This is a genomic window from Acidobacteriota bacterium, assembly GCA_012729555.1.
GTDB lineage: Bacteria > Acidobacteriota > UBA6911 > UBA6911 > UBA6911 > UBA6911.
The window spans coordinates 1-17,527 of the sequence record JAAYCX010000036.1; the positions used below are offsets into that span (position 1 = coordinate 1).

Sequence of the window (17,527 nt, forward strand, 5' to 3'; positions counted from 1 at the left end):
ATCATAAACATTTCATTTTAAATCGGGATCGTCCGGCATGCAAACCCTATTCCGGCCGTCGGCGCGGGAGTCCGGTCAAAAAGTGTCGAGGTGGCGGCGGTACTCGGCGTAGCGGGCGTCGATTTCCGCGACCGCGTCCCCCCCGAACTTTTCGAGAAAGGCGCGCGCCAGGACGAGGCACAGCATGGCTTCGGCCACCACGCCCCCGGCCGGGACCGCGCAGACGTCGCTCCGCTCCATCGCCCCCTCGCTCGCCTCCCGCGACCGGATATCCACGCTCGCGAGCGGCCGCCCCAGGGTGGGGATCGGCTTGAAAAAGACCCGGACCCGGATCTCGTCGCCGTTGCTCATCCCCCCCTCGATCCCCCCGGCGCGGTTGGTCTTGCGGAAAAACCCCCTGTCCTCGCCGCAGTAGATCGCGTCATGGACCCCCGACCCGGGGGTCCGGGCCGACTCGAGACCGCAGCCGATTTCAAGCGCCTTGACCGACGGGATCGACAGCATCGCCTGCGCGATCCACCCGTCGAGCCGCAGGTCCCACTGGATGTGGGTGCCCAGCCCGGGGGGGACGCCCCCGGCGACGACCTCGACCGCCCCCCCCAGGGTGTCCCCCCCCTCGCGCGCCCGGTCGATGGCCGCCTTCATCCTCCCTTCGGCCTCGCCGTCCGCCGCACGCAAGGGGGACTGCGGGTCGAGGCCGAGGATCCGCTCGAGGGGCGGCCGCTCGAACTCCGGCGCGACCCGCTCCGGCCCGACGGCGATCACGTGGCTGCCGATGCGGATGCCGTAGCGGTCGAGCAGGAGGCGCGCGAAAGCGCCCCCGGCCACCCGCGCGGCCGTCTCCCGGGCGCTGGCGCGTTCGAGCACGTCCCGCACGTCCCCCCTCCGGTATTTGAGCACACCGGCCAGGTCCGCATGCCCCGGCCTCGGCCGCGTAACCTCCCGCCGTCCGGCCCCCTCCGGGAGGGGGGCCGATCCCATCGCCGCGGTCCAGTTCTCCCAGTCACGGTTGGCGATCAGGAAGGAGAGGGGGCTTCCGAGCGTTTCTCCGTGCCGGACCCCCGAGAGGATCTCGACCCGGTCCCGCTCGATCTTCATCCGCCCCCCCCGGCCGTAACCCGCCTGCCGGCGCCCGAGCTCGCGGTCGATGAAGCCCCCGTCCACCCCGAGGCCGGCGGGGAGCCCCTCCAGGATGCCGATCAGCCCCTTGCCGTGAGATTCGCCCGCCGTCATAAAACGAAGCATGGATTGTCCTTTCGTGCCGTGACGGTGCGATTGTACCGCAGGCGTCCCGGCGAGGGAAAGATTTCCGGACCCCGCAGCGCGAAGCCAAATCCACCTTGACTTCGCGCGCCGCCCGCCCATACACTTCCGCCAGGTTGATATTTGCTATGGAAAACCCGGTGGTACGCGTATTTCTGGCCCTTTCGCGGGCCGTTGTCGGCCCGATCCTGACGATCCAGTCCTACACCCTCCTGTCGGTCCGGGCGGTGGCCAACCTTTTCTCCCGCCCCGTCTACTGGCGCGAGATCGTGCTGCAGATGGACCGGGTCGGGGTCGGGTCGCTGACGATCGTGGTGCTGACCGGGTTTTTCACCGGTGCCGTGATGGCGATCCAGTCCGAGGGGGCCCTGCGCCGCTACGGTGCGGTCGGCATGACGGGGCAGCTGGTGGCCCTGACGGTGATCCGTGAGCTGGGCCCCGTCCTTTCCGCCCTGATGCTGGCGGGACGGATCGGGGCCGGGATCGCGTCCGAGCTCGGCTCCATGGTGGTCTCGGAGCAGATCAACGCCATGCGGGCGCTCGGGACCGACCCGGTCCGCCGCCTGGTGACCCCGCGCATGCTGGCCATGGTCCTCATGCTCCCGGTGCTCACGATCATATGCGACGCCGCGGGGATGGTGGGCGGCTGGCTCATCGCCGCCTACAAGCTCCTGATCAGCTCCAACCAGTACTGGTCCGACGCCATGAACGCCCTGCAGTTTTCGGACATGGTGGGGACCCTGGTCAAACCGGTGGTGTTCGGCTTCATCATCGCCATGACCGGGTGCTACATCGGGCTCGGCACCACCGGCGGAACCGAGGGGGTGGGGCGCAGCACGACCCGGGCCGTGGTGAGCGCATCGATCCTGGTGATCGCGGCCGATTTTTTCCTGAACAACCTGCTCATTCACCTCGCACCCCTTATGAACCGATGACGGACAGACGGACCGATGATTGAATTTCGCGCAGTCGACAAATCGTTCAATGATGAAGCGGTGCTCCGGCAGGTCAGCTTCAGGATCGGCCCGGGCGAGACCAAGATCATCGTGGGCGCCAGCGGCAGCGGCAAATCGACCATCCTGAAGCTGATCCTCGGGCTCATCCGGCCCGATTCGGGACAGATCCTGGTCGAGGGGCGCGACATCACCCGGCTCGAGGAGGAGGAGATGGTCTCCGTCCGCCGCCGCATCGGCATGGTCTTCCAGGAGGGGGCCCTGTTCGATTCGCTCAGCGTCAGGGAAAACGTAGGCTACCGCTTTTTCGAGGAGGGGGCCCTCGAAGAGGACGCCATCGAGCGCGAGGTGCTCCGGCTGCTCGGTGTCGTGGGGCTCGAGGAGGCGATCGACAAGATGCCGGCCGAACTCTCGGGGGGGATGAAGCGGCGGGTGGGGATCGCCCGCGCCCTGGCCGGGTCCCCCCGCATCGTCCTCTACGACGAGCCGACGGCGGGGCTGGACCCGATTACCAAGAGGACCATCGTCGAACTGATGATCCAGCTGCGCGACCTGGAGGGGGTGACGAGCGTCTTCGTGACCCACGACCTGCCGGCCGCCACCACCATCGCGGCCGAATGTGCCGCGCTCGACGAGGGGGGCCGGGTCCGGTTCAACCGGCAGGGTGACGCGCGCTGCCTCCTCGACATCAGTTTCATCCTGCTGGAGGACGGGGCGGTCTGCTTCGAGGGGAACTACCAGCAGCTCATGGCTTCCAGGATCCCCTACGTCCGGAGGTTTGTGGACTAGGCGGGGCCGGGGCAGGCAGCCCCCCCGCCATCAACAGACCGGAAAAGAGAGGTCCCATGCCGCAACAGAAACGAGTAAGACTGGCCGAACTGAAAGTGGGGATTTTCGTCCTCGTCGGTCTCATCCTGCTCCTGGCCCTGATCCTGCAGCAGAGCTGGGGGATCCGGTGGTTTTCGTCCTCGGCCAAGGTGCTGGCCTACCTGACCGACGTGGGCGGGTTGAAGCCGGGCGCCCCCGTCTGGTTCGCGGGGATGGAGATCGGGCGGGTGCGGGCCGTGTCCATCGTCCCCCCGGAAAGCTACGACGGCAACGCCGAAGTCTTCGCCCGGATCGACCAGGTCAAGAAGGAGATCGAAGCGCTCGAGGCCTCCGCCCCGGACCGCGAGGAGGACCTCGAGGAGCTGCGGGACCGGATCCGGGATCTCAAGATGAGCATCCGCTTCGTGGAGGTCAAGCTCGACATCGACCCGGAGTACCTCGGACGGATCAGCAGGGATTCGGAGATCAGCATCGAATCGAGGGGGCTGATCGGGGACTCCTTCATCGACATTTCCCCCGGCACCTTCGGATCCCCCCCCGTCAGGCAGGGGGACTACTACGTCATCGAGAGCGTCCAGAGCGCCGGTTTCCGCGAGATCATGACCGGGGCCAACGACGTGGTGGCCAATTTCGGAGTCCTCTCCGAGCAGTTCAAGGAGATCGTCAAGCGCGTCAACCCCGCCAAGGTCGGGTCGGGGATGGGCGATATCCTCGAGGATACCCAGCGGACGATCCGGGAGGCGAACCGGACCTTCACCCACGCCACCTCCCTGCTCGACGAGATGCAGAAGGGGGAGGGGACGGTGGGGCGGCTCGTGGCCGATCCCGGGCTGTACAACCGGCTCACCGAGTCGCTCGAGAAGTTCAACGCCCTGGCCGAGAACATCCAGAACGGCCAGGGCACGATCGGCCGGCTGATGTCCGACCCTTCCCTGTTCGAAAACGCCAACCAGATGCTGGCCAAGGCCGAGAAGGTCATGGACCGGATGGAGAGGGGGGAGGGAACCCTCGGCAAGCTGTCCAGGGACGACGCCTTCTACCGCTCGAGCACCGAGGCGCTCGCGAAGTTCGCCCTCCTCATGGAGGAGATCGAGGAGGGAAAGGGGACCATGGGCAAGCTCCTGAAGGACCCGAGCCTGTACCACAACCTCGACCAGTCCTCCGCCGAGATCACCAAGCTGCTGTACGATATCCGGAAGGACCCCAAGAAGTTTCTGACCATCCGCTTCCGGATCTTTTGAACTTGACACAAATGATGAATCTGTCTAGCCTTACGCCATGTTGAGCGACGTCATCGGAAGAGCGGGCAAATGTGTTCTCGACGGGATCGTGCGGGTCCTCTCGTTTTTTCACGTCAACCCCAACATCCTCACCTTCACCGGCGTGCTGATCAGCTTCTGGGCCGCCTTCGAATTCGGCTACGGCAACCTCTTCCGGGGCGGGCTCGTCATCATCCTCGCCGGCCTGTTCGACATGCTCGACGGCGAGGTGGCGCGCGTCAGCCAGAGCGCCACCCGGTTCGGCGCCTTCTACGACTCGGTCATCGACCGCTACTCGGACGTCATCATCCTCCAGGGGCTCGTGGTGTACTACGCACGCCAGCAGAGCCTGGGGTACGTGGTGCTGGTCGGGGTGGTGGTCATGGGGGCGGTGCTCACGAGCTACACCCGGGCGCGCGCGGAATCGCTGATCCCCAAATGCAAGGTCGGGTTCCTGGAGCGTCCGGAGCGGATAGTGCTCCTGATCATCGGCGGGCTTTCGGGGCGGATGGAAGCCGTGCTCTGGGTCCTGGCGGTGCTGGGCAACTGGACCGTGTTCGACCGGATCTATTACACCTGGAAGCAGCTCCCCAAGTCCTCCCCCTCCCTAGAGCGCCCGGCGGCGCCGGTCGCCCCGTAATCAGAATTTGAGGACTTCGACCCCCCTGGGGAGTTTCTGCTCGAAGAGCTCCTCCGGGAGCCGGGTGTTGAGCTTTCCCTCGCTGAAGGTCTCGAGGAGGTAATCGCCGCTCGGCTCCTCGATCCGGTACCGGACCGGGGTCACGTTCGTCTGGTCGAACGATACCGTGATCGATCGGACGCTCGCGGCCGCCTTCGGGTCGCGGGGTTTGAATTCGAGCACGAAGCACTTCCGGCCGTCGATCGACGCGCTCCCCTTCCAGGCGATGTGGAATTTGCGCCGCAGGTTCTCCGACGACTGGCCGAGCCCCGTCCCGAGGTACTCCACCAGGTTCTTCCGCTTCCCGAGCGCGTACACCTGCGCCTGGCGCACGACGGGCTGGTAGAGCACCGCGCTGTCCCCCTTGATCGTCAGGATCCGTTTCCCCGGGGCCTCGATCTCGTGCCGCATCATGACCGATCCGTCCCGGGCGACGGCGTAGTGGAAGCGCCCTTTTTCCGGGGTGTCGAACTCCTCGAGCACCGCCGTGTATTTCTTCTGGGACAGCCGCGCCGAAAAGGAGCGGAACGTCCGGCTGATCTGGTCCACCCGGGCCAGGGCCTTTTCGAGTTCGGCGGACTCGTCGGCCTCCGCCGCGGGGGCGCCCCCCGCCAGGCACGCGGCCAGGAGAATGGATGGATACACCAACGCCAATGCCAGTCGCATCGAATTCCCTCCCTATGGACTATAGACGCTTACGGACGCTCAGGGGGTCGATAATTTTCGGCCGGGGTCCCCGCGTTGTGCGGCAAAAGGCGGCGGTCCGCGCCGCTTTTGACGAAACAGCCGCGCGGAACCAGGAAGATGAAGGCGAGGATCAGAATGCAGATGATGTCGTACTGGAGGGTGCCCCGGCCGTAGGACCAGACAAAAATTTTCCTCGATGCCGCGCGCACTCGTCCCATGGCCGATCAGTAGAGTCTTTCGAATTCCGGTTCGTAGGAATACCTGGAGGTCGGGGTGAGGATCCGCCCGTCCTTCATCTCGATCACGCGGCTGGCCGTCGAGGCGGCCTCGGAATCGTGCGTGATCATCACGATCGTCTGCCCCAGCTTTTCGTTGAGGTCGCGCAGCATCCGCAGCACGGTATGCGAATTACGCGAATCGAGGCTGCCGGTGGGCTCGTCGGCCAGGATGATGGAAGGCCGGTTGATCACGGCACGCGCGATCGCCACCCGCTGCTGCTCCCCGCCCGACAGTTCCGAGGGGCGGAAATTGAACTTTCCGCCGAGGCCCAGCATTTCGAAGATCGGGGCGATCCCGTTGGAGTTCTGCGCCCCGTTGCCGTGGATCTTCTTGGCCAGTTCGATGTTCCCTTTCGCCGTCAGCGTCGGGAAGAGATTGAAGCGCTGGAAAACGTAGCTGATCTTCTTCCGGCGCACGGTCGTGCGCTCCGAATCGGACAGCCTGGAGATGTCGATCCCGTCGATGAGGATCGACCCGCCCGTGGGTTGCAGCAGGCCGCCCAGCAGGTGCAGCAGCGTCGATTTCCCGCACCCGGAAGGGCCCATGATGGCGATGAACTCCCCCTGCCGGACCGTGAGGTTCAAACCCTGCACCGCCGGGACGTCCACCCGGCCCGACCGGTAGGTCATTTCCAGGTTGATCGTCTCTATGGCGTTCGCCACCGAGGATTCGTCCTTCATTTCACCCATGTTTCCCCTACTCGTAGCTCAACGCTTTGACCGGATCCATCTTCGCGGCCTTGTAAGCCGGGTACAGCGCGCCAAAGGTCCCTGCCAGAAGGCCCAGGACAAGTCCTCGGAGCAGGTCCTCGGCCGTCATGGACACCTGGAGCGTCGGGAACCGCGCGATGATCACGAAACGGATGACCTCGCTGACCGCTATCCCCAAAAGCGCGCCCAAGCCGCATATCATAGCAGATTCCTGAATGATCATGCCAACTATAAAACGCCTCGACGCCCCCAGCGATTTCAGGATCCCGATCTCGCGCGTCCGTTCGAAGATGGTGGTGTACATGGCCAGCAGGATGACCATGAAGCTGAGGAGCATCGACACGAGCACCACCAGCATGCGGAACTCGTTGAGGCCCGGCAGCCGCGTTTCGGCCAGCAGCAGGTTGGGGTCCGATGCGCGCAGGATGGAGTTGCCCGGAAACTTATCCGCGAGGGTCTGGTACACGGTGTCCAGGTCCGCCTTCGGCTCCGCCTTGATGAACATGATCGTCACCTTGTCGGGGGTGCCGTTGAGCATCTTCATCGTTTCGAGGGGGATGAAAACCCGGACCACCGCCCCCGGCCGGCAGATGGCCGTGACGGTGAAGTCGTGGTTCAGCACGTTGATCGTCATTCCCGGTTTGAGTTTCTGGGCGTCGGCGTAGGCCTGGTCCACGATCACCTCGTCCCCCTCGAGGGACGGGGTGCCTTCCAGGATCTCCAGCCGGCCCGGGAACTTGTTGTAGCTTTCCATGTCGATCCCGAAGACCAGGCCGAATCCCTTGGCGTGGAACTTGCTGAGCACCGGGGTGACCGCGGCCACCCCCGGAAGGCCCTCGATCACGCCCGTCAGCTTCTGGTTCAGACTGGCGTCGCTGAAGGCGTAGAAGATGGAGGAGCCGCCCGGCTGCAGGATGAAGTCCGATCCGAGCGCCATCGTACGCCCGAGATAATCGTCCAGGGTGCCGGAGACGATGCCGCCGACCACCAGCATGAGGATGACCCCCAGGGCGACGGCAAGGATGCTGATGAAAGTGCGCGTCGGGCGCGAACGGATGTTGGCGGTGACCAGGTTTTCCATTTTAAAAGCGCTGCTCCTTTTCGGTATTCCCAAGTGTCACGATTTCGGCGCCCGGCGGCGGGGAGAGCTGGAAGGCTTCGTCCCCGAGCCCCCTGGCGACGCGCCAGCTGTCGCCCTCGAACTCCAGTTTCACCGCGTACCCGTCCTCGGGGCGCTCGAGGCGGATCTCCGCCGGGAGCATGAGCCCCCCGGCCGGCTCCATCCCGAGGTATTCGATGTCGCTGATCAGGCGCCCGTCCTCGCGAAAGATCTGCTGCCGGGCGATGGCCAGCCGGGAGCGCTCGATCCAGATCCTGCGCAGGCAGTGAATCCTGGCCCCCTCCCCATCACGGTATAAGGAAAGTATATAATATTTGGCCTCGTTGTCAGCCGCTTCTTCGAGCGAAACCCGCACCCCTTGCGCACCGGGATCGATCCCGGCCGGGATCAGCGCCTCGTAGATGTGGGGGGCCCGCAGCGGGATGCCGCCCGGCAGCTCCTCCAGCAGGAGGTCTTCGGCCGAATTGCTCCCCCGGTAGAACCGGAGCTTGCCCGGCACCCAGGCGGAAAAATCGTCCCCCACGCTCAGCACGTCGAAGATGGCGGTCTTGGTGATGGGGTTCTGAACCACCAGGCGCAGGGTGTCCGGGTTGCGCACCAGCAGGTAACCGGGCGCCCGCCTGTACTCTTCCTGCTCCCCGCTCTCCCATCTGCCGTAAGTGAGCGTCACTTTCATCCGCGCGTTGGCCAGGTCCGGGATCCCGCTGTAGCCGTTGACGATCCCGAGGAGCTGGTCGAAACCCGCCTCCCGCGCGGCGAGGATCCGGGCGGGGACCTCCACGTTGACCGTTCGCTTGATGCTGCACCCCGTCCCGAGCGCCAGCGCCAGGAGGACTCCGGCAAGCGCCCGAGCGCGTCCTCTGGTTCCCCCAGGTGCTGGCAACTGCAACATTTCTTTCATTTAAGCCCCGGCCCGTCGTTCGGGATGGGAGAATCTAACAAAGTACGCAGGCCTTGTCAACGAAGCCTCCGGCGCTTCACCGTGAGATAATACGCCGCGACGGCGGCCGCTGCGAGGAGAAAAAGGCCGAAAAGCGCCCGCCCGATGAGGCCCAGGTTGTTCTCGACGAAAACCTTGATCGGCTCGCCGTAGAGCACCGCCAGGATTCCCCAGGTCGCGTATCTCACGGTCCGGCCGAGGAGAACGGCGCCCAGAAAGGGGGCCAGGCTCATGCGGAAGACCCCGGCGCTCAAAACGAAAATCTTGAAAGGCATGGGGGGGGGGATGATGCTGGGGATGAGGACGGTGAAGATGCCCCATTTCAGGTACATCCGGCGGGCGCTCTCGATCTTCTGCTCGGAGAAGCGGCGCCGCAGGATCGGCTGCCCCCCCTTGCGCCCCACGGTGTAGAGGATGAGGCACCCGATCACGGATCCCACGATCGTCATGGCCACGAAGTAGGCCATGCGCCCCCACGGCCCCCCGGCCGACAGCAGGATGATGAGGATGTCGTTCCCCTCGGGAACGCTCAGAAAGGAGGAGTCCGCTATCGCCAGGAGCAGGACACCCAGTCCTCCCAGGCTCATGACCAGGGCCCCGGCCGAACTCCCCATCCTTTCGAGCCAGTGCCCGGTCGAAAGCGCGATCCAGCTTAGATGACCATAGATAGAATACATGGATGCCAGCGGCCCTGCCCGGCCGACGCTTGCGCGCGGCCCCGATCCCGGTTCATTCTTACGGTTGAGGCGGAAACCGTGGCCCGAAGCGCACCCGTTCCCGAGGGTTGAAAGTAACACAGCGGCCGATTTCGCGGCAAGAGCCAGTTCTCCTCTCCCCCCCACCCGGGGGCCCTGGAGGGGGCGGCAGCCGCCCGGTCTCTGGGGCTCCTGTTCAAAAAAGCCGTAACTCGTTGACATGGAATGACACTGCAGTTAGAATGCCTCCAAAGCAAAGGCAAGGAGACTGGAAGGAGAACCGGCTTTCGGTGGAGCCGTGGGTGAATCCGGATAAAGATCCTGCTATGGAATCTATCGCGGCGGTACTGAAATCGCAGAGGGAGCAGCGCAAACTCTCCCTTTCCCAGGTTGCGGCCGACACACGGATCAGCACGCGCCACCTCGAGAGCATCGAGGAGGGGCGTTTCGATGACCTGCCGGGCGGCATGTACAACCGCGCCTTTCTGCGCGCCTACTGCGAACGCCTCGGCCTGGACCAGTCGGAGATGCTCGAGCGTTACGAGTCGGAGGTCTCCCCCCGCACCGAAAAACCGATGCGGAGCCGAACCCCGATCGATCCCGGCACCTCGTGGCGCATCCCGCCCGCGCTGGTCTGGAGCCTGATGCTGGCCCTCTCCGCGGCCGGGATCTTCCTGGCCAGGGAATCGATTTACGAAATCTTCTCCCCCTATTTTTCCAGGCCGGCGGCCCCGGCGGTGACCTATGCCCCGCCCGCCTCCGCGGCCGCGTCCGCTTCGGCGGGCTCCGCTCCTTCGGGGGACGCCGGGACGGGCGCGGCGCCTTCGCCCGATTCCGCACCCGCGACGGGCGCGGCACCTTCAACCGATTCCGCGCCCGCGACGGGTTCCGCACCTTCGACCGGTACGGCGGACCAGTCCGGCGAAGCGGCCGCAGCCGCGGAGGCGGACGGCATCCTCCGGCTCGAAGTCGAAGGAACCGAATCGAGCTGGATCTCCATCTCCAGCGACGGCGGCCCGGCGATCCAGAAAATCCTCGAGCCGGGAGAGATCCAGTCGGCCAGCGCGACGGAGCAGATCCGGATCGTGGTCGGCAACGCCGGCGGCGTCCGCCTCAGGATCAACGGCAAACGGGCGAAACCGCTGGGCCGGTCCGGAGAGGTGGTCCGGCTGCTCATCGACCGGGCCACCCTGGCCGGACTCCTCGATCCGGGCGCGGGTTAAGGAATGGCCCCCGACCTTCTTCGGCACCCCCTCCCCAGGAGCCGTCGTCTCCTGGCGGCGCGCGGTCTCCTCCCGCTGCCGCCCGCCGACACGCTCGCCCTCCTGGTCGCCCTGACCGCTGACGAGGATCCGGAGGTCGCGCGCCTCGCCTCGGCGACGATCGACGCCTGGCCCGCCCGGGATCTCGCCCCCCTGCTGCGCGGGAAGGAGTGCGCGCCCGCCGTTCTCGGGCACCTGGCCGACCCCTCGAGACCCGCCGCGGTGCTCGAGGCCCTGATCGAAAACCCGGCCACCCCGGGGCCCGCCGTAGCCGTCCTCTCCGGCGCGCTCGGCGAGCCCCTCGTCGGCCGGACGCTCGACAACCGCCGCCGCGTTCTGGAATGTCCCGCGATCCTGGACGGCGTGCGCCGGAATCCCCGGGCCGGCACCGAAACCCTCCGGGTGCTGCGGGAGATCGAGACCGATTTCATGGGCACCCGGCGCGCCGGCTACGCCGTCGCCCCTTCCTCCCCGGCTCCCGCGGCTCCCGCGGCTTCCGCGGCTCCCGCGGCTCCCGCGGCTTCCGGCGCGGCCGCCCGCGCGGGGGACGCCGGCGTTCGGGACGCCCGCGCTCGGGACGTAGCCGCCCCAAAACCGCCCGCGGAGCCGGAGCCCGAAATCCCCCCGCAGGATCTCTCCCTCGAGGGGCTCCCGCCGGACGAGGAGGACCGACGCCGCGCCATCGGCACCCGGCTTTCCTCCATGCCGGTCCGGGAAAAGATCCGTTACGCCCTGTTCGGCACCCGCGAAGTCCGGGCCATGCTCATCGCCGACACCAACAAGGAGGTCGCCCGCGCCGTGCTCCGCAGCCCCAAGATGGGGGACAGCGAGGTGGAGAGCATCGCCGCCATGCGCACGGTGGGCGAAGAGATCCTGCGCGAAATCGGGGGGAGCCGGGAGTGGACCAAGAGCTACACCACCGTCCATAACCTGGTGCGCAACCCCAAGACGCCGGTGGCCGTCTCCCAGCGGCTGATGTTCCGCCTGCGCAACCAGGACCTGGGGATGATGGCGCACGACAGGAGCCTCCCCGACGCCGTCCGCCACAACGCCGCGCGCCTGGTCAAGCAGCGGACCCGGGAGAGGAACGGCTCATGACGACTCCGCCCCCGCCTCCCGCCCGCGCGAAGATCCCCCACCTGGAGATCCTCGACGACTCCCCCGACGCCGCCCGGATCGTGCAGCTCTACACCGGCGAGGTGCTCGCCGGCCGTACGCGCACCCTCCGGCTGCTGGGGCGCAAGCATTCGGCCCGCATCCTCCACACCCTCCTCGGATACGAGGTCCAGTCCTCCTACAAGCGGATCCAGTGCCCCGACCTGGTCACCGCCCGCTATCTCCGGCTCTTTTCGGAACTGGGGTTCCGGTCGATCCGCCTCCCCTACGACCCGACCGTGACCGCGCGCGTGATCCCCGAACTGGAGGCCGCGGTCCTGAACCTCGAGCGCCGCGTCCGCGCCCTTTTCCCCGGGGACCCCAAGCTCGGGGCCTACGTCCTGCGCCGCGTCTACGCCATTCTCCGCACACGCATCCGCGCCCTCTCCGCCTGAGGCCCGGGGCGCGCGATTCGGCTGTCCGCGCCCGCGCCGTTGTGCTAAACTGGTGTCAAAGATCGAATCAGGACATTCTGTGGCGCCCGGCGCTTTCCGGGTATCGGCATCCGTCCGGACGCCCGTTTATCTGACCTGCGAGGAAGAAGCTATGCGATTTCCCTATGTTCGGATATTGGCGGCGGTGGCGGTGGCGTTCTGTTTGGGCGCGGGTGGCCGGGCGCAGGACAAGGTGCAGCGGGAAGTCAATGTTCACGAGAACGTGCGGCTGCTGATCATGGTCCCGCCGGCGGAGCTGCCGCCGGAGATCCAGAAGCAGTACCAGGATTTCCTGCCCCTTTTCGAGGAGGTGCTCAAGGAATCGACCACGGATGAAACGGACGCGTGCGCCCTGACCCTCCGCGTGAGCGCCGGCATGAAAGAGGTGGGCTCGGCCAAAACGCAGCGCCCGCTGGCGCGGGTGTCGGCCTTCCGCCGGAATTCACGGCAGGAATTCATGGCCACGTTCATCCTCTACAGTTATCTTTCCGCCGGCCCCGTAAACAAGGAAGAGACGGAGCAGTTTCTGAAGAAGCAGATCCTGGACTGCGCCATCTGCAATTCAGCGAAGTGAGGAGCGCCCCGTGACGCCCGGGGCCAGGTCCGCGCGCACGACTTCGAGATCCCGGGCGGGGATGCTGAGCCGGACCAGGCGGTTGCGCCCGTCCACGGCGAGGTTCCCCGTCCAGATCCCGACCAGCTCGAGGCGGAAACTGCGGACCGGCACCTCCCCCGCCGCGGTCTCCAGCTTCGCGGTGCCGGCCGGGGTGAGGACGAGGGGGAGATCGGCGCCCACGACGGGGATGAAATTCGCGAAGGTCTGCGCCCCCCCCTTGTCCTCGTCGTAGCGCGCGGCGAGGTAGTCGGCCTGGTGGTAGACGTTGAAGTCGAAGATCACCATGTCCGAGGTGAAGGGGACGGTGATCTCGCTCGTCTGCCCGGAGCGCGTGAGCACCCTCGTGAGCCGTCCGGCGTCGACCGTCACTTCGAAGGAATCGCCCGCCGACCCGCTCGTGTAGCGGTAGTGGTAGGAAATGAGCTCGCGCTCCGCCGAAAAGACCATCCGCGCGGTATACGCCATGCGGCTGGACCGGTTGCCGTCCGCGATGATGATCTCGTGCTCGGAAACCGAGGTCAGGGTCCCGTCGTCGCCGACGGTTTCCCTGACGCTTTCGCTCCCGACCGGCTCCCCCTTGATCAGGATCACGTAGGACTGGGCGTAGTCTCCCTCACCGGCGGCGGCCGCCGCCAGGAGCAGAACCGCCAGCCCGCAAAAAACGGGTATCTTCATCTCCGGCTCCTCACGATCTTGGTTGCGGGCACGCGCACGAGCGCGCTCCGCATGGAGGCGGCCATGGAGGGGGAAACCTGCTCGCGCACGAACGTGACCAGCTGCTCCATCTCCAGCTGCAGCTGCTCCATCTTTTCCCGCATGTGCAGGATGACCTCGACCCCCGCGAGGTTCACCCCCAGCTCCCTCGTCAGGGTCAGGATGACCTCCAGCTGCTGGAGGTCCTCCCTGGTGTACAGGCGGGTGTTCCCGTCGCTCCGGGAGGGCTTGAGCAGCCCCAGCCGCTCGTACAGGCGCAGGGTCTGGGGGTGGATCCCGTACGTCTCCGCCACCGAGCTGATCATGTAGCCTGTCTTTTTACGCCCTACCACCGCTTCCCTCCTGTCATAAACCCTGAAGGCCGGCGCGCGGGTCCTCCGGGTTCAGCCGTGCGAGCTCCCTCAGGATCTCCCGGGAGCGCTCGTCGGCCGCGTGCGGGACCACCACCCGCACCTCGACGATCTGGTTGCCGGGCACGTCCCCCCTGAGCGAGGGGGCGCCTTTGCCCCGAAGCCGGAATTTCTGCCCGCTCTGGGTGCCGGGGGGGATCTTCAGCAGCGCTTTCCCGCCGACCGAGGGGACCTCGATCTTGGCTCCCAGGGCCGCCTCCGTCACCGTGACCGGCACGGTACAGACGATGTCGTTCCCTTCCCGGCGGAAAAACTCGTGCGGCCGGACCGATATGATGAGATAGAGGTCCCCCGGGGGGGATCCGTTCCTCCCCGCGTTCCCCTTCCCCGCCACCCGCATCCGGTACCCGTTGGCCACCCCGGGCGGGATCCGGACCGTGACCGTTTCCTGCACCTGCCGGCTCCCCGAGCCGCCGCAGGCGCCGCAACGCCCCCCGACCCGGCCGTTCCCCCCGCACATCCGGCAGGGGCCGGAGACCTTCATGAATCCCTGCGACCGCGCCTCCTGTCCCGATCCCTGGCAGCGGGGGCAGACCTGCTGCCCCTGGGAGCGGTCGGCGCCGGTGCCGCCGCACGCCGTGCACGCCTCGCGCCGGGCGATGGAGAGCCGGGCCGAAAACCCGCGGATGCTCTCCATGAACGAGATGTTGAGCTGCTGTTCGAGGTCGTCCCCCCGCGTCGGCGCCTCCTGGCGCCCGCGCCCGAAAAGCTCGCTGAAGATGTCGCGAAAACCTCCCCCGCCGAAGCCGGCCCCGGAAAAATCGAAGCCCTGGGAGGCGCCCCCCCCGGCCCCCCTCCCGCGTGCACCCGCCTGCTCCCTGATATTGTCGGAATAGAAGCCGTACTGGTCGTAGACCGCCCGCTTTTTGGCGTCGCTGAGCACGTCGTAGGCTTCCTGGATCTTCTTGAAGCGCTCCTCGGCGGACTTGTCCCCCGGGTTCACGTCGGGATGGTTCTTCCGGGCCAGGCGCCGGTAGGCCTTCTTGATCTCGGCTTCCTTGGCCCCGCGCGGCACTCCCAGAATGGTGTAGAAATCCTCTTTGCCAGCCATACTAGCGCCTTTTTCCCCCGCGCGGTCCCCGGGCGCCCGATTTCGGCAGCACCAGGTGCACCAGCCCGTCGGCAAGCCTCATCCGCGCCTTCTCCGTCTCCGCCGCCTCGGGAAGCTCGAAGCGGCGCAGGAACCTGCCGCGCTGCCCTTCCAGCCTCTGGTAGTTCTCGTCCTCGCAGCAGGTGTCGAAGCGCCGCTCCCCCCGGATGGTGAGAGTCCGCCCGGAAAACTCGAGCCGGATGTCCTCGAGCTCCACGCCCGGGATTTCGGCGCACAGGACGTACTCGCCGGCGGTCTCGTAGAAATCGGTGGGGGGCACCCAGGTGACGACCTCTTCCTTCATGATCGATCCCCGGCGGGCGGCCGGAAGAACGCCGGCCGCCCGCGTCGTCGAGACTAGGACTTCTCGTTCTTGTCCATATCGACATATTCCGCGTCGATGACATCATCTTCCTTCTTGCCCGGGCCGGCCGCATCCCCGCCAGCGGAGCCCCCCGCGTCGGGCGGCTGCTGTCCGGCCGTCTTCTGGTACATCGCCTCCGCCAGCCGGTGCGACGCCTGGGTCAGCTCCTCGGCCGCCGCGTTCATCTCGGCCGCCTCGGCCGCGCCCTCGAGCGCCGTCCTGGCCTTGCCGAGCGCCGCGTCCAGGGTCGAGGCGTCCGCCTCGGAGATCTTGTCGCGGTTTTCCGCCAGCAGCTTCTCGGTGTTGTAGATCAGGCTGTCGAGCCGGTTCTTGGCCTCGATCTTGTCCCGGTTCTTCTGGTCCTCCTCGGCGTGGGACTGCGCGTCCTGCTGCATGCGCTCGATCTCTTCCTTGCTGAGGCCGCTCGAGGCGGTGATGGTGATCTTCTGCTCCTTGCTCGTGGCCATGTCCTTGGCGGAAACGTTCACGATCCCGTTGGCGTCGATGTCGAAGGTGACCTCGATCTGCGGGACGCCGCGCGGGGCCGAGGGGATCCCCACCAGGTGGAACTTGCCCAGGGTGCGGTTGTCGCGTGCCATGGCCCGTTCCCCCTGCAGGACGTGGATTTCGACCGACGTCTGGCTGTCGGCCGCCGTGCTGAAGATCTCCGACTTGCGGGTGGGGATGGTGGTGTTCTTTTCGATCAGCTTGGTGAACACCCCCCCGAGGGTCTCGATGCCGAGAGAGAGCGGCGTCACGTCGAGAAGCAGGAGGTCCTTGACGTCCCCGGCGAGCACCCCCGCCTGGATCGCCGCCCCCACCGCCACGACCTCGTCCGGGTTCACCCCCTTGTGCGGGTCCTTGCCGAACATGTCCTTCACCAGCTTCTGCACCCGCGGGATCCGGGTCGAGCCCCCCACGAGGACCACCTCGTCGATGTCCCCCGGTTTGAGGCCGGCGTCGGAAAGCGCCTGCTTGAGCGGGGCGATGGTGCGCTGCAGGATGTCTTCCACCATCTGCTCGAATTTGGCCCGCGTCAGCTTCATGTTCAGGTGCTTCGGCCCGGAGGCGTCGGCGGTGACGAAGGGGAGGCTGATCTCGGTTTCCATCACCGAGGAGAGCTCCATCTTGGCCTTTTCCGCCGCCTCGCGCAGCCGCTGCAGCGCCATCTTGTCCTTGGAGAGGTCGATCCCCTGGTCCTTCTTGAACTCCTCGATGATCCAGTCCATCAGGCGCTGGTCGATGTTGTCGCCCCCGAGATGGGTGTCGCCGTTGGTCGACTTGACCTCCACGACCCCCTCGCCGACCTCCAGGATGGAGATGTCGAACGTCCCGCCCCCGAAATCGTAGACGGCGATCGTCTCGTCCTTCTTCTTGTCCAGACCGTAGGCCAGGGCCGCGGCCGTGGGCTCGTTGACGATGCGGACCACCTCCATCCCCGCGATCCGGCCCGCGTCCTTCGTCGCCTGGCGCTGGCTGTCATTGAAGTAGGCGGGGACGGTGATGACGGCCTTTTCCACCTTCTCCCCCAGGTATTCCTCGGCCGCCTGGCGCATCTTCTGCAGGATCATGGCCGAAACTTCGGGAGGATTGTAGGTCTTGTCGCCCATCTTCACCTGCACGTCCCCGTTGGGGCCCCCGCTGACCTTGTAGGGCACCAGTTTGGCCTCTTCGTCGACCTCGGCCAGCTTCCTCCCCATGAACCGCTTGATCGAAAAAATCGTGTTTTCGGGATTGGTCACCGCCTGCCGCCTGGCCACCTGCCCGACGAAACGCTCGCTGTTCTTCCCCATGGCCACCACGGACGGGGTCAGCCGGCCCCCCTCGGGGTTGGTGATCACCTTGGGCTCCCCCCCCTCCATGACGGCTACTACAGAGTTGGTGGTGCCCAGGTCAATTCCGATAATCTTACCCATCTCTCTCCTCCTTCAGGATTCGGATCCACTTCCAAACGCTTAGCATGAATGCAATCTCGATGCGGACGCCCATCCTTAGCGTCACCCTTATATAGAACCTGAGTGTGTTATTGTCAATCTCCCCAGCCCCCAAAAAAATCCTGGACATCCACC

General features: G+C 66.2%; 19 protein-coding genes. 8 read left to right on the plus strand and 11 right to left on the minus strand.

What is annotated here, in order from left to right; genetic code table 11:
* Positions 1 to 75 precede the first annotated feature (75 nt).
* Complete coding sequence (aroC, locus tag GXY47_07580) at positions 76 to 1,245, minus strand: chorismate synthase (protein ID NLV31004.1); 1,170 nt, start codon at positions 1,243 to 1,245, stop codon at positions 76 to 78.
* A 146-nt stretch (positions 1,246 to 1,391) separates the two neighbouring features.
* Here aroC and GXY47_07585 point away from each other — a divergent pair, with 146 nt between their 5' ends.
* Genes GXY47_07585 through GXY47_07600 form a run of 4 tightly spaced genes read left to right on the plus strand, consistent with a single transcriptional unit; the run spans position 1,392 to position 4,943 of the window.
* Positions 1,392 to 2,198 carry an ABC transporter permease gene (locus GXY47_07585; GenBank protein NLV31005.1) on the plus strand — a complete coding sequence of 269 codons (807 nt, stop codon included), beginning with the start codon at positions 1,392 to 1,394 and terminating at the stop codon, positions 2,196 to 2,198.
* Positions 2,199 to 2,213: 15 nt separating this feature from the next.
* Positions 2,214 to 3,005: an ATP-binding cassette domain-containing protein gene (locus tag GXY47_07590; GenBank protein NLV31006.1), complete on the plus strand. Its 792-nt coding sequence runs from the start codon at positions 2,214 to 2,216 to the stop codon at positions 3,003 to 3,005.
* Between the two features lie 56 nt (positions 3,006 to 3,061).
* Positions 3,062 to 4,285: an MCE family protein gene (locus GXY47_07595; GenBank protein NLV31007.1), complete on the plus strand. Its 1,224-nt coding sequence runs from the start codon at positions 3,062 to 3,064 to the stop codon at positions 4,283 to 4,285.
* A 37-nt stretch (positions 4,286 to 4,322) separates the two neighbouring features.
* Positions 4,323 to 4,943 (plus strand): CDP-alcohol phosphatidyltransferase family protein, encoded by a 621-nt coding sequence (locus GXY47_07600; protein NLV31008.1) that lies wholly within the window; start codon positions 4,323 to 4,325, stop codon positions 4,941 to 4,943.
* On the opposite strand, the gene GXY47_07605 is transcribed toward GXY47_07600, so the two are convergent.
* The 5 genes from GXY47_07605 to GXY47_07625 all read right to left on the minus strand — a co-directional run bounded on the left by GXY47_07605 (position 4,944) and on the right by GXY47_07625 (position 9,395).
* Positions 4,944 to 5,648, minus strand: coding sequence for an outer membrane lipoprotein carrier protein LolA (locus tag GXY47_07605; GenBank protein ID NLV31009.1), 705 nt, complete (start codon positions 5,646 to 5,648; stop codon positions 4,944 to 4,946).
* 245 nt (positions 5,649 to 5,893) lie between these two features.
* Positions 5,894 to 6,577, minus strand: coding sequence for an ABC transporter ATP-binding protein (locus GXY47_07610; GenBank protein ID NLV31010.1), 684 nt, complete (start codon positions 6,575 to 6,577; stop codon positions 5,894 to 5,896).
* 67 nt (positions 6,578 to 6,644) lie between these two features.
* Positions 6,645 to 7,739, minus strand: coding sequence for an FtsX-like permease family protein (locus GXY47_07615; GenBank protein ID NLV31011.1), 1,095 nt, complete (start codon positions 7,737 to 7,739; stop codon positions 6,645 to 6,647).
* A 1-nt stretch (position 7,740) separates the two neighbouring features.
* Positions 7,741 to 8,679: an outer membrane lipoprotein-sorting protein gene (locus GXY47_07620; GenBank protein NLV31012.1), complete on the minus strand. Its 939-nt coding sequence runs from the start codon at positions 8,677 to 8,679 to the stop codon at positions 7,741 to 7,743.
* 56 nt (positions 8,680 to 8,735) lie between these two features.
* Positions 8,736 to 9,395 carry a hypothetical protein gene (locus GXY47_07625; GenBank protein ID NLV31013.1) on the minus strand — a complete coding sequence of 220 codons (660 nt, stop codon included), beginning with the start codon at positions 9,393 to 9,395 and terminating at the stop codon, positions 8,736 to 8,738.
* Positions 9,396 to 9,739: 344 nt separating this feature from the next.
* Between GXY47_07625 and GXY47_07630 the strand changes: the two genes are divergently transcribed.
* The 4 genes from GXY47_07630 to GXY47_07645 all read left to right on the plus strand — a co-directional run bounded on the left by GXY47_07630 (position 9,740) and on the right by GXY47_07645 (position 12,838).
* The gene (locus GXY47_07630; protein ID NLV31014.1) at positions 9,740 to 10,636 is read left to right on the plus strand and encodes a helix-turn-helix domain-containing protein; all 897 of its coding nucleotides are present in this window, start codon (positions 9,740 to 9,742) and stop codon (positions 10,634 to 10,636) included.
* Between the two features lie 3 nt (positions 10,637 to 10,639).
* Positions 10,640 to 11,773 carry a hypothetical protein gene (locus GXY47_07635; GenBank protein NLV31015.1) on the plus strand — a complete coding sequence of 378 codons (1,134 nt, stop codon included), beginning with the start codon at positions 10,640 to 10,642 and terminating at the stop codon, positions 11,771 to 11,773.
* Positions 11,770 to 12,225, plus strand: coding sequence for a hypothetical protein (locus GXY47_07640; GenBank protein ID NLV31016.1), 456 nt, complete (start codon positions 11,770 to 11,772; stop codon positions 12,223 to 12,225). The genes GXY47_07635 and GXY47_07640 overlap by 4 nt, the downstream gene beginning before the upstream one ends.
* A gap of 151 nt (positions 12,226 to 12,376) precedes the next feature.
* Positions 12,377 to 12,838 carry a hypothetical protein gene (locus GXY47_07645; GenBank protein NLV31017.1) on the plus strand — a complete coding sequence of 154 codons (462 nt, stop codon included), beginning with the start codon at positions 12,377 to 12,379 and terminating at the stop codon, positions 12,836 to 12,838.
* Here GXY47_07645 and GXY47_07650 read toward each other — a convergent pair.
* The 5 genes from GXY47_07650 to dnaK are packed head-to-tail and all read right to left on the minus strand — an operon-like array spanning position 12,827 to position 17,374.
* Complete coding sequence (locus tag GXY47_07650; protein NLV31018.1) at positions 12,827 to 13,555, minus strand: hypothetical protein; 729 nt, start codon at positions 13,553 to 13,555, stop codon at positions 12,827 to 12,829. The two genes, GXY47_07645 and GXY47_07650, sit on opposite strands and share 12 nt — an antisense overlap.
* Positions 13,552 to 13,899: a helix-turn-helix transcriptional regulator gene (locus tag GXY47_07655; GenBank protein NLV31019.1), complete on the minus strand. Its 348-nt coding sequence runs from the start codon at positions 13,897 to 13,899 to the stop codon at positions 13,552 to 13,554. The genes GXY47_07650 and GXY47_07655 overlap by 4 nt, the downstream gene beginning before the upstream one ends.
* A gap of 40 nt (positions 13,900 to 13,939) precedes the next feature.
* Positions 13,940 to 15,055 carry a molecular chaperone DnaJ gene (gene dnaJ / locus GXY47_07660; GenBank protein NLV31020.1) on the minus strand — a complete coding sequence of 372 codons (1,116 nt, stop codon included), beginning with the start codon at positions 15,053 to 15,055 and terminating at the stop codon, positions 13,940 to 13,942.
* A 1-nt stretch (position 15,056) separates the two neighbouring features.
* Entirely contained in the window at positions 15,057 to 15,398 is a 342-nt protein-coding gene (locus tag GXY47_07665) for an Hsp20/alpha crystallin family protein (GenBank protein ID NLV31021.1), read from the minus strand.
* Between the two features lie 53 nt (positions 15,399 to 15,451).
* A complete protein-coding gene (gene dnaK / locus GXY47_07670) occupies positions 15,452 to 17,374 on the minus strand; it encodes a molecular chaperone DnaK (GenBank protein ID NLV31022.1) in 1,923 nt (640 codons plus the stop codon).
* Positions 17,375 to 17,527: the final 153 nt, after the last annotated feature.

What these genes read in the sequence shown, in the direction of transcription:
- GXY47_07605 (NLV31009.1), bottom strand. Translation starts at nt 5,648, where the DNA reads ATGCGACTGGCATTGGCGTTGGTGTATCCATCCATTCTCCTGGCCGCG.
- GXY47_07655 (NLV31019.1), bottom strand. Translation starts at nt 13,899, where the DNA reads ATGATCAGCTCGGTGGCGGAGACGTACGGGATCCACCCCCAGACCCTG.
- dnaK (NLV31022.1), bottom strand. Translation starts at nt 17,374, where the DNA reads ATGGGTAAGATTATCGGAATTGACCTGGGCACCACCAACTCTGTAGTA.
- GXY47_07635 (NLV31015.1), top strand. Translation starts at nt 10,640, where the DNA reads ATGGCCCCCGACCTTCTTCGGCACCCCCTCCCCAGGAGCCGTCGTCTC.
- aroC (NLV31004.1), bottom strand. Translation starts at nt 1,245, where the DNA reads ATGCTTCGTTTTATGACGGCGGGCGAATCTCACGGCAAGGGGCTGATC.
- GXY47_07630 (NLV31014.1), top strand. Translation starts at nt 9,740, where the DNA reads ATGGAATCTATCGCGGCGGTACTGAAATCGCAGAGGGAGCAGCGCAAA.
- dnaJ (NLV31020.1), bottom strand. Translation starts at nt 15,055, where the DNA reads ATGGCTGGCAAAGAGGATTTCTACACCATTCTGGGAGTGCCGCGCGGG.
- GXY47_07625 (NLV31013.1), bottom strand. Translation starts at nt 9,395, where the DNA reads ATGTATTCTATCTATGGTCATCTAAGCTGGATCGCGCTTTCGACCGGG.
- GXY47_07650 (NLV31018.1), bottom strand. Translation starts at nt 13,555, where the DNA reads ATGAAGATACCCGTTTTTTGCGGGCTGGCGGTTCTGCTCCTGGCGGCG.
- GXY47_07600 (NLV31008.1), top strand. Translation starts at nt 4,323, where the DNA reads ATGTTGAGCGACGTCATCGGAAGAGCGGGCAAATGTGTTCTCGACGGG.
- GXY47_07640 (NLV31016.1), top strand. Translation starts at nt 11,770, where the DNA reads ATGACGACTCCGCCCCCGCCTCCCGCCCGCGCGAAGATCCCCCACCTG.
- GXY47_07595 (NLV31007.1), top strand. Translation starts at nt 3,062, where the DNA reads ATGCCGCAACAGAAACGAGTAAGACTGGCCGAACTGAAAGTGGGGATT.
- GXY47_07620 (NLV31012.1), bottom strand. Translation starts at nt 8,679, where the DNA reads ATGAAAGAAATGTTGCAGTTGCCAGCACCTGGGGGAACCAGAGGACGC.
- GXY47_07615 (NLV31011.1), bottom strand. Translation starts at nt 7,739, where the DNA reads ATGGAAAACCTGGTCACCGCCAACATCCGTTCGCGCCCGACGCGCACT.
- GXY47_07645 (NLV31017.1), top strand. Translation starts at nt 12,377, where the DNA reads ATGCGATTTCCCTATGTTCGGATATTGGCGGCGGTGGCGGTGGCGTTC.
- GXY47_07585 (NLV31005.1), top strand. Translation starts at nt 1,392, where the DNA reads ATGGAAAACCCGGTGGTACGCGTATTTCTGGCCCTTTCGCGGGCCGTT.
- GXY47_07590 (NLV31006.1), top strand. Translation starts at nt 2,214, where the DNA reads ATGATTGAATTTCGCGCAGTCGACAAATCGTTCAATGATGAAGCGGTG.
- GXY47_07665 (NLV31021.1), bottom strand. Translation starts at nt 15,398, where the DNA reads ATGAAGGAAGAGGTCGTCACCTGGGTGCCCCCCACCGATTTCTACGAG.
- GXY47_07610 (NLV31010.1), bottom strand. Translation starts at nt 6,577, where the DNA reads ATGACCTACCGGTCGGGCCGGGTGGACGTCCCGGCGGTGCAGGGTTTG.